This window comes from Desemzia sp. FAM 23989 (genome assembly GCF_045528345.1).
Classification (GTDB): Bacteria; Bacillota; Bacilli; order Lactobacillales; family Carnobacteriaceae; genus Desemzia.
In genome coordinates, this window is sequence record NZ_JBGQQT010000020.1 from 40250 (window position 1) to 49972 (window position 9723).

At 35.9% G+C, this 9723-nt stretch carries 7 protein-coding genes; all 7 read right to left on the reverse strand.

The window, feature by feature from the left end; genetic code table 11:
- Positions 1 to 68: 68 nt before the first annotated feature.
- Positions 69 to 1418: a nucleotide-binding domain-containing protein gene (locus tag ACEN36_RS10685; RefSeq protein WP_407095959.1), complete on the reverse strand. Its 1350-nt coding sequence runs from the start codon at positions 1416 to 1418 to the stop codon at positions 69 to 71.
- The gene (locus ACEN36_RS10690) at positions 1418 to 2503 is read right to left on the reverse strand and encodes an SAVED domain-containing protein (protein WP_407095960.1); all 1086 of its coding nucleotides are present in this window, start codon (positions 2501 to 2503) and stop codon (positions 1418 to 1420) included. The genes ACEN36_RS10685 and ACEN36_RS10690 overlap by 1 nt, the downstream gene beginning before the upstream one ends.
- A 735-nt stretch (positions 2504 to 3238) precedes the next feature.
- Positions 3239 to 4918: a restriction endonuclease subunit S gene (locus tag ACEN36_RS10695; protein ID WP_407095961.1), complete on the reverse strand. Its 1680-nt coding sequence runs from the start codon at positions 4916 to 4918 to the stop codon at positions 3239 to 3241.
- A gap of 12 nt (positions 4919 to 4930) precedes the next feature.
- Complete coding sequence (locus tag ACEN36_RS10700; protein ID WP_407095962.1) at positions 4931 to 6379, reverse strand: N-6 DNA methylase; 1449 nt, start codon at positions 6377 to 6379, stop codon at positions 4931 to 4933.
- Positions 6370 to 6729 carry a hypothetical protein gene (locus tag ACEN36_RS10705; RefSeq protein WP_407095963.1) on the reverse strand — a complete coding sequence of 120 codons (360 nt, stop codon included), beginning with the start codon at positions 6727 to 6729 and terminating at the stop codon, positions 6370 to 6372. Before ACEN36_RS10705 ends, ACEN36_RS10700 begins: the two co-directional genes overlap by 10 nt.
- Before the next feature lie 81 nt (positions 6730 to 6810).
- Positions 6811 to 9159, reverse strand: coding sequence for an EcoAI/FtnUII family type I restriction enzme subunit R (gene hsdR, locus ACEN36_RS10710; protein WP_407126569.1), 2349 nt, complete (start codon positions 9157 to 9159; stop codon positions 6811 to 6813).
- Positions 9160 to 9247: 88 nt separating this feature from the next.
- A partial coding sequence (locus ACEN36_RS10715) for a transposase (RefSeq protein ID WP_407126570.1) occupies positions 9248 to 9723 on the reverse strand: 476 nt, incomplete at its 5' end.

The window sequence follows — 9723 nt, forward strand, 5'->3', positions numbered from 1 at the left end:
TTGTAAAAGTTAAGTTAACGATTAAGGAAATTTCTCTTAGGTGCAATTCCAAGAACACTAAATGGTCTTTATCTAATTGGAACGTCTATTCTTGAAGTTGCAACACAAACACCGTTTTTAATTAGATAGCATTCTACATAATGATTTCCTATAAATGATGCGGTTTCTTTTCTAACTCCTTTTGCTCCATCTTCATCAGGTGCTATCTCTCCCCGTAAGCAATTTTTACGCTTGGCTTCTTCCCCTCTGTTTTTAACCTTCCACCAAACATCATAAGGCGTGCTTACTTTTGTTGCTGTAAGAAAATATCTCAATGAACTACCTACATCTATAGTTTCATTGTTTGCCAACATCGCTCTTAAAGATTTTGTTCTATGAAGATTATCCGTGACTTCGCAGTCAATTCGGACAAACTTATCGTTTGATACCTGAAAAACATTCTGAATATATGCTTCATCAGGGGCTGAATAATCTTCAGTAAGCACTCTTGCTGAAGTTCCTTCTGTTAACTGTTCTTTCCAAAAATCATGATTAAAAAAATCGCTCCAAACTGAAAGAGCTTCATCACGACTACAATCACTTTCAAAAAGCACATCCAGCTTGGATATGTAGTCACTCAATCGGGTCATTAGATTTCTCATCTTCGAGTCATCTTCTTTTATTAACAACAACGATTGAGCAATATCAGTTGGGTTATATACAGCTGTGTAGTTCTGCAAACGGTCACGTATGTTTACAATAGTTTTGTAAAACATTTCATCTAACCGTTCGCTGTTGGAATATTGTTCGTTGCATAAAACTGAAAGTATTAATCCTCCAGGCATATTCCAATGTTTCCGAGATGTGCTAAACATCTTTATAAGTCGGGTTATCTTCCGTAGATTATTATCCTTATCGTCATCTTGCTCGGCGAACCAATTGGTAATAACTTTTGGGTTTCTTTTTCTCCACTGACTGCCTGCATGCTCATAAGAGTAGTCATCATTAAAAGTTTTCGTTCTTCTATACACCGCAAAATCTATGTGATACCCTTCTGAATAAACAACTCGAATGCAATTTGTTTTAAATTCTGGTGCTTGCTTGAATAAATAAGTTTTCTTTTCTAACGCATTTAATACCATATTTTTGGTAGCTCTTGTGTCCCCATCTGGAAGATTATCTGAATCAAACACTATAGCAACATCAATATCATATTCATTTTTTTCGTTCTGCGTCACAGTTGACATAGCTACACTTCCTTGCACGATATGCTCTGCCAACTTGTATTTAGTCCCTTTCTCTTCATTATACTCAGCTAACCCGTTTTCCAAACGCTCGATATTTAGGTTTTTCTTGGTATGCAGACTCTTAATCGCCTCATGTTCCAAGATGACATGCTCATCGTAAAAAGTATTGAATTCTTTATTTAAATCGTACATTAAAAGCTCCTTTCTTTAGACATAATGAGCTTTCCCTTATTTTGCTCTGTTACAATTATGCCGAATGGATAGCGTATTTTATTCGCTGCATTGTAATGATACACAATTACTGTTGGGATTCTATTCCTATTCATTGCAATGTGTCTCCCAATTTCCAATACCAAACAACTTTGAGTTGCCATTACAAGATGAATTGTATTAACTCCATTTTGTTGTTTCACTCTTTCAATTTCCTCCGATATTTCAAGTGCATATTTCATAAGTTGATTGTATGTGCTGATTGTATTATCTTTTGCAGAATTTACTTTAATTTCAACGACAGGTATTTTCCCAAATTGAACCAAATCTTTTTTGTTTATTTCAGCCGTTGTCGAAACCGTAATAATAACTTCTTCAAATTCAGATTTCGATGCGTATGACTTGTTAACATTTATTTTGGGATATAAAGGTCTGGAAAATTTACGACTCTCCAACTTGTTATATACTTTATTATATCGGTCATATTCAAAATAAACATCGACTTCGTTACTCGCAAAATAAGTTCCTGCCAGACAAATCAGAGGAATAGAGGCCATTCCAGTAAAACCTCGTTTGGATTCACTACTCTCATAAATAAAAGTCTCAGTCTTCTCTTTTATTTCCTCACAAATATATTTTGCCTTTTGCTCATTCATATTATTTCCTGTACCGAGTATTCTTACAACATCCAATTCTCGCTCTCTAACAATCAAATCAGAATATTTTAATTTCTTCAGTACTTTTTTATCTCTAATTCTTTTCTTGTCATTTCCAAAGAAATTTAATATGTAAATTTTCTTTCTAAATTCAAACTGTAAGTAAATTCCCAAAAGCAATAGACAAATACCAATAATTAGAGAGGTATAATTTGTTCCGTTACTATAATTTTTATTAACCAAAGTTTGAAATAAAGTATCCGACCAATCCGGAAAAGATTGAAAAATCAAAGTTGCGCCTGATGCTGTCACGTACGCAGAAAGATTATCCTCTTTCTTTTTGAAAAAAAATTTCCATATCAAAAATATTGCAGCAAATATTACTAATCCAATGACAAGCTTCATATTCATAATGGAATCTCCTTTTTTATTTTTCTCATAACTATTAAATGAGCAATTATTTCAGCAACGTCTTTCTATTTGATAGCGAAGGTGTTTGGTCCTTGATGATTTCTGCTATTCTTCTTATTATAATCCAGAAAGGATAAAGAGATATCAATTTTTTGAAAATTCCACCTGTTTCTCCAAAAATTATCTCCCCAAAAAACAAAAATAAATAAAAAGCAGCCAACCTTAAAAGGTCAGCTGCCAACACAAAAAAATAACCGCCACTCTCACTTTAGCCGGTTGCGGTTAAGAACCATTTTTCAAGAGGTGGCTTTATTATTATATCATATTGAGCTCATAAAGAGACATAATATTGTTATTGATAATGAATATTATTATCATACTTAATAGAACGGAGATGAGTCATTGGAATAACCGAAATAAATGAAACGGACCTAACAATATATCACTCAGTCCTATTATTAAGTGAGCAGCATTGGACGTTATCTCAGTCATTCCCTTTCTTTTTAATGATGGCATCTTTTAACTTACTTCTATTTCTTTACCATTAAAAGGTTAGAACTTATCCATAATTTCTTTTTTTTTGACATTTAAAAAAGTTAAAATGACTTCTTCCCGATTTTTTAATATAGCCTCATTACTACTTTCATTGCAGTTATTAGAAATTCTGTTCAACTTAATACGTTGATACAATAGAGTTGATTGATGTTTTAGATATCAATCAAACAAACTAATCATTCAAACACTTTGTAATTCCTTTGCAGCTCCTTGTATGGTTGCCATATTTTCAACCAATACTTCTTTTTTCCCCATTTCAATTTCCAGCTGGTCTATCAATACCATTAACGAGTTGATTTTTGCTACAATGCGAGGCTGTTCCTCTATAGGTGGAATAGGAATGGGCGCTTTTAATAAGTCATCCCGAGAAATACCTGGAATGATACTTTTTGCATTTTCTTGTAAAAGGTGTACATATGATTGTAAAAAGTAATGCACATAATTCATATCTACATAATAATCATTTCTCAAAGCCATAATTTGCCGAGCAATATGTGCTTCTTTTATATCTTGAAAAGCCATATCCCCAATAGTACCCTTTACAGTTATCAATAAATCTCCAGCTTGAGATATTACTTTTGGTTTTTCCGTCCATCTATTGATAATCAAATTACCCTTGCTAAAGTTACTTGCTCCAGTAAGATAAGGAACCCCTTTTTCCTGATTGTTGTATTCTGCCGGTTTAAGGTCTCTACCAGAGACCAAGGTTAAAACATTTCCAAGCATTTCCCATTCCCATTTATCTGGAATTATCCAAGGTATTTCAACTTCTTCAAGTTCAGACAACCTTTTTTCATTTTTGTTTTGCTTTTTTTTAAACAATTGTTCTTTCTCTTTTTGGATATGTGATAAGAAATGAATTGCTGGCTCATCATCGGGGGCTTGAGTGAGTAATTTCCCTTGTATTCCCAACTGGATAATCACATCACGCAATTCTTGCAAGGAATCAGGGGTGTGATAAATTTCAGAAAAATGGTTAATAACCCTTACCAGATTAGTTCTTAGCTCATCTTCATCTTTACATTTAGCTATTGCGGAAACAACGGCTTTCGGAATAGCTTTTTCCAAACTATTTTTTTTATCAAGTAATAATTCGAGTTGGTCGATTTCAGACATCAATGTATCAATTTTGCACACAATTTTTTCTTGTTCTTCTAAAGATGCAATAGGGAAAATGATGTCCTGTATGTTCCTAATAGAAAGTTTTGGTTGCGCCATCTGAGTTGTTTTTTCTTTCATCTGATTTTGCACAAATCCAGATTCTAAGAAATATTTTAGGAAAAATTTATTAATTTTGATAGGCATGATTTTATTTGCATTTTCGGTTAGGCTCATGTTGTGGACTTCCTCTGGTATTGTCCCTATATCACCAATAGTTCCAGCAACGGTAATATAAAGTTCTTCTTTACTTATAGTGTAATTCTTTATTTTTTCAAAGACTTCATCGTCAATGTATTTCAATCCTTTTAAATCGATAGTTCCTTTTTTCATGTCTGTTACACGCAAGTACACGTGTTCTGTCTTCTCTTCAAAATAATGATACCCTTTGGGGATTCTTTTTCCGCCTTTTATTACCGCAACATCGCCTAACCTTACCCATTCCCATTTTTTTGGAATTATAAATGGCATTTCTTTTCTTACTATATTACGGGATAACGTTTCTTTTTTTATTTTTTTATCCCTTATTAATTGTTCCTTTTCAAGTTGAATCATTTCAATTAATTCACTGGCTGGTTTATCCTCAGTGCGTTGTTCTACTAACTTTCCCTGAATTGCTAAATTCAGTACCTCATTTTTTAAAGCTCGGATATTTTTTTTCGTGCTAAATATTGTTTTAAAATGTTCTTGGTAAATATTCAAATTATTCACCTCCTATAAGAATTTTCCTAACTCTTCAAGTAGCGCATCTTGAAGTTTTGATATTTTTTTATTTACTTCATCATATTTTTCTAACAATTCCCCTGGGTTATATATTTTTTCTATGGGCTTATTTGGATTCTTCATGTCTAAATCATAATTTCTTTTGATAATATCTTCTTTACTTACTTTCCAACTATACTCTGACTCTTCCCTATTGTCCCACCATGTTCTTACGGTATCGAAATGATTGGAAAGTAAAGGTTTTGTTTTTGAAAAAGCTTTGTAACTATCTGGCAACGGCAATTCATAGTACCAAGTTTCTTTTGTTCCTGTTTGATTATTTTCAAAAAACAGGATATTTGTTGCAATGGTTGTATATGGTGCAAAAACGGAGCCTGGCAATCGTACAATTGTGTGCAGGTTATATTCATTGAATAACTTTTCTTTCAATCTTTGCTTCACGCCGTCCCCATACATGAATCCATCTGGCAAAATCACTCCACAACGTCCGTCCTTCTTTAAACGATACATTATTAAAGCCATGAACAAGTCAGCCGTTTCTGAGGTTTGGAATTCTTTTGGGAAATTCATTTGGATACTGCTATCCTCTGATTTAGAGCCAAACGGCGGATTCATCAAGATAACAGAAACTTTATCCTGTTCTCTATACTCCAGTACGTTTTCAGAAAACGAGTTTTTATGTTCCAGGTTAGGAGTATTAATTCCGTGCAACATTAAATTTGTCACGCCCAACAAAAAAGGAAGATGGAATTTTTCTGCTCCGAAAATACTTTCGTTAATGATTTTATAGTCTTCCACTGTCTTCGCTTGTTTTTCTAAAATTTTATAGGCACTGGTTAAGAAACCACCGGTTCCAGCGGCATAATCCGCAACTGTATCACCGATTTTAATATCTATCATCTCTGCAGTAAACTCAGTTAGTGCCCGTGGGGTAAAATATTGTCCATTGTTCCCAGCAGTTTGCAAGCCACGTAAAAGTTCCTCATATATGTCATTAAAGGCATGACGTTCCTCTATTTCATCAAAGTTCATTTGATTGATGAGATTCACCAATTGACGCAAGTAGGTCCCGTTTTTCATGTAGTTATTCGAGTCTTCAAAGATACTCTTCACAATGGCTTTTCTCTTCTCGATTGTTTCATCAATTTCAAGTGTTTTCAATGTTGGCAATAGTTGTAAATCGATAAAAGATAAGAGTGCATCGCCTGTTAGAACATTGCCATCTTTCTCGTCAACTGCCCAATTTCGCCACCGTAGCTCTTCTGGAATAATGGATTGGAAGTTATCTTCGTGGAGTTCCCATTCTTCTTCTTTATAATCGTATATATACAGGAACAAGAGCCAAACCAATTGTTCTAATATTAATACATCGTTGGTTCCTACACCTTTGTCCTTCCTCATGATATTTTGGATACTCTTGATAAAATTCCCTAAACCCATTTCCCTTTTCCTCCTTGTATCGTTATCTGCTTCTCATCATCAGAATAGATGATAGTCATCTCCAAAACATCTGATTCTTGAAACAGGCTTTTGAGCTCGCTAACCGGTTCATACATCCCTCTGTCAATTCGAAGCAATAATCTCTCTTCACTCATTTTAGATATCAGGTTATCGATACTTCCAACGGTAATCTGAATCTTTCCACTGATTTCACGCTTCAATGCAGCATTTACCACAATTTTTCCGTCTCTGCTCGTCACCTTCAATAATTCATGCAACAACGGTGCAGTACTTTTGGGAAAGCCTTTCACTTGCACATAATCTATCAGTAAAGCTAATCGTGTATCCATATCACTTCTCCTCATTCAAAAATAAGTATAATATCCATGTCATTTCATGAATATTATACCTATTTTTTGATGAGTATTCAATCAAGCATACAACATTTTTTCTAAATCTTTTACTGCTGCCATAAATTTCTTCTTATTTCCAAAAGCTCTTACTAATTTTATGGGCGTCCCTATTTCAGTGAAGGGTTGCAGCTCCAAAATTTTAGTATCATTAAAATCTACGATTTCTGCATCTGTATACTTATCCAGCAATGCTTGAAGAACCTTTTGGGCTACTTCAGAATACTGATAAAGATACCCTTGTTTTTTGACATTATTCGCACGTTCAGAACGAGTCAATGGTTTCTTATCATAAGCAATGTGTAAAATAAGGTCAAACGGGTCAAGGTCTACTCCAACTTCATCCTGCAACGCATCCAACAACACGCCTTCTTCTTTTAATTCTTCGATGATGGCTTGTTTTTTATTTTCTGAATTCCATCGCTTGATAAAAGTATCCATTGTTTCGTAATGCTCCAGAATGTGTTTCTTTGAATAATCACGAATTGATTCTGTAATGAGTTTCCCGTTTACATCCACATACTGAACTCGTTCATTCAAAATTGTAACCAGTACACCATTGATGTGGTACTTTTGTTGATGTTCTTCGAGTTCATCTTCTTCGCCATTCGGAATATCTGCACCTCCCAGCCCGTAAACTACTCCAGTGTCTTCACCCTCACTGGTCTCATCTTCTGAGTCTGGGGGGATAATTTCACCTGCATCAACAATTTTAATTTGTACTGGGTCTCCGTCAAACTCGGGGTCAGCAAACATACGGGAAACATTTCGGAAATCCATGAAGGTGAAATACATTTTCCCATCTTCTTCCCGAATACGCGTTCCACGTCCTAATATTTGTTTGAACATGATTTGGGACTGAATTTCCTTATCTACCACAATGAGTTTACACATCTTGGCATCCACACCTGTTGAGAGCAATTCGCTCGTCACGGCAATTGTGGGAAAGGGAGAATTCACAGCAATAAAGTTAGACAGTTGGGCTTTCCCTTCCTTATCGTCTCCAGTTATTTTCATAATGTAATTGGGGTGTTCTTTCACAATGTCCGCATTTTGCTGAATCAAGGCTAATCGCATCCGGTTTGCATGGTCAATATCTACGCAGAAAATGATGGTTTTCATAAATCGGTCATTTGTCTTCAAAAATTCCGTAATTCGTTTGGCGACTTCCTTCGTCCGTTCATCAATCACTAAGCTCCGGTCAAAGTCTTTCGTATTGTATTCTCTGTCCTCTACGATTTCACCGTTTATATCAGTCATTCCTTTTGTAGGACGATAACCCTCCAGGTCAACATTCATTCCTACTCGAAGAACCTTGTAAGGAGCCAAGAAGCCATCTCGTATTCCTTGTTTCAAACTATAAGTATAAATAGGTTCACCAAAATAATCGATGTTACTTACTTCTTTTGTTTCTTTTGGGGTAGCCGTCATCCCGATTTGAATCGCGGATTGGAAGTAGTCCAGAATTTGTCTCCATTGACTGTCTTCTTTTGCTGACCCTCTATGTGCTTCATCAATAATAATTAAATCAAAGAAGTCTGGTTGGAACTCTTCAAAGATTCTATCACCATTTTCTCCAACCAACTGTTGGTACAGTGCCATGTAAATTTCATAAGAACTATCTAAATGACGATTCTGTACTTTGGTAATGGCTCCTTCAAATGGTCGGAAGTCATTAATCATGGTTTGGTCAATAAGGATATTCCTGTCTGCCAAATACAGCACCCGTTTCACTTTCCCACTTTGCCACAACCTCCAGATAGTCTGAAATGCGGTATAGGTTTTTCCAGTTCCGGTGGCCATCAGCAACAACATCCGGTTCCTCCCTTGAGCAACAGCTTCCACGACACGGTTAACAGCTACCCGTTGGTAGTAACGTGGAGCATTGTACCCCGTCATATAGTAGAACGGTTCTGAAACGATTTGTTCTTTTTCAGGAGTGTCTATCCCTTTATACTTTTTATAACGTTGCCAAAGACGTTCTGGTGACGGAAATTCGTCCAAGCGAATCTCGGTTTCCATCCCAGTTGTGAAGTCGTGTTCGATGAATCCATCTCCATTCGAACTGTAGGCGAATGGAATGTCCAGCCTTTCCGCATAGTCCATCGCTTGCTGCATACCATCTCCTAAACGATGTTTATTATCTTTCGCTTCAACAATAGCAAGAGGAATGTTGGGTTTGTAAGATAAAAAGTAGTTCGCACGCTTTCTTTCTCCACGTGTCGTCACGTTTCCCCGAACGATAACCGTTCCGTCTGTAAAGGTGTATTCTGTCCTAATTTGTTTCATTTTGTCCCATCCTGCTTCTTCAAGAGCAGGCGTTATGTATCGTAAGCATATGTCTTGTTCCGATAAGTTCTTCTTATTCACATCAATTCTCCTTTCTGTCCCATTCTATATTTCTATTCTATCATTTATTCGAATATTAAGTTCAAAATTATTACTACATACATAATGCCTACTGAACAATTGGGCTAATTTGAAATGGAGAAAAGTTCAATAGAACTAAACAGCTTTTTTTCCGATTTTTCGGTTGTCCAAAAAAAGAGCGCAAGCGATTGCGATTAATGTTATCTACATTCATCGCAATGACGGATAAGGCAATCGTAGTCAAGGTAGTTTCGCGGAGTTTGGTGCGGATATTTTCCATACCGAAACAACGCTTCAGTAAACTGAAGCCGCGCTCAACTTCTACACGATCTGCATTATCGCGATATTCGATTTCTTTGTCTCTGGTTTGGTCTTTCTTTGGACGACCAAGTGATGGTCCGGCTAGGCGAATGCCTCGTATTTTGCAGTAAGACCTGTTTTCTCGATTTCGATAGATCTTGTCGGCAAGAACCCGCTCAGGATAACGTCCGTTTCGATCGTAGAAACGGCGGACAGCTTGAACCAACACAGAAGCTTCATTGTAGGCATCAAAACTGGTCTTTT

Coding starts and splice junctions, on each gene's coding strand:
- ACEN36_RS10705 (WP_407095963.1), bottom strand. CDS start 6,729: ATGGATACACGATTAGCTTTACTGATAGATTATGTGCAAGTGAAAGGC.
- ACEN36_RS10685 (WP_407095959.1), bottom strand. CDS start 1,418: ATGTACGATTTAAATAAAGAATTCAATACTTTTTACGATGAGCATGTC.
- ACEN36_RS10690 (WP_407095960.1), bottom strand. CDS start 2,503: ATGAATATGAAGCTTGTCATTGGATTAGTAATATTTGCTGCAATATTT.
- ACEN36_RS10700 (WP_407095962.1), bottom strand. CDS start 6,379: ATGGGTTTAGGGAATTTTATCAAGAGTATCCAAAATATCATGAGGAAG.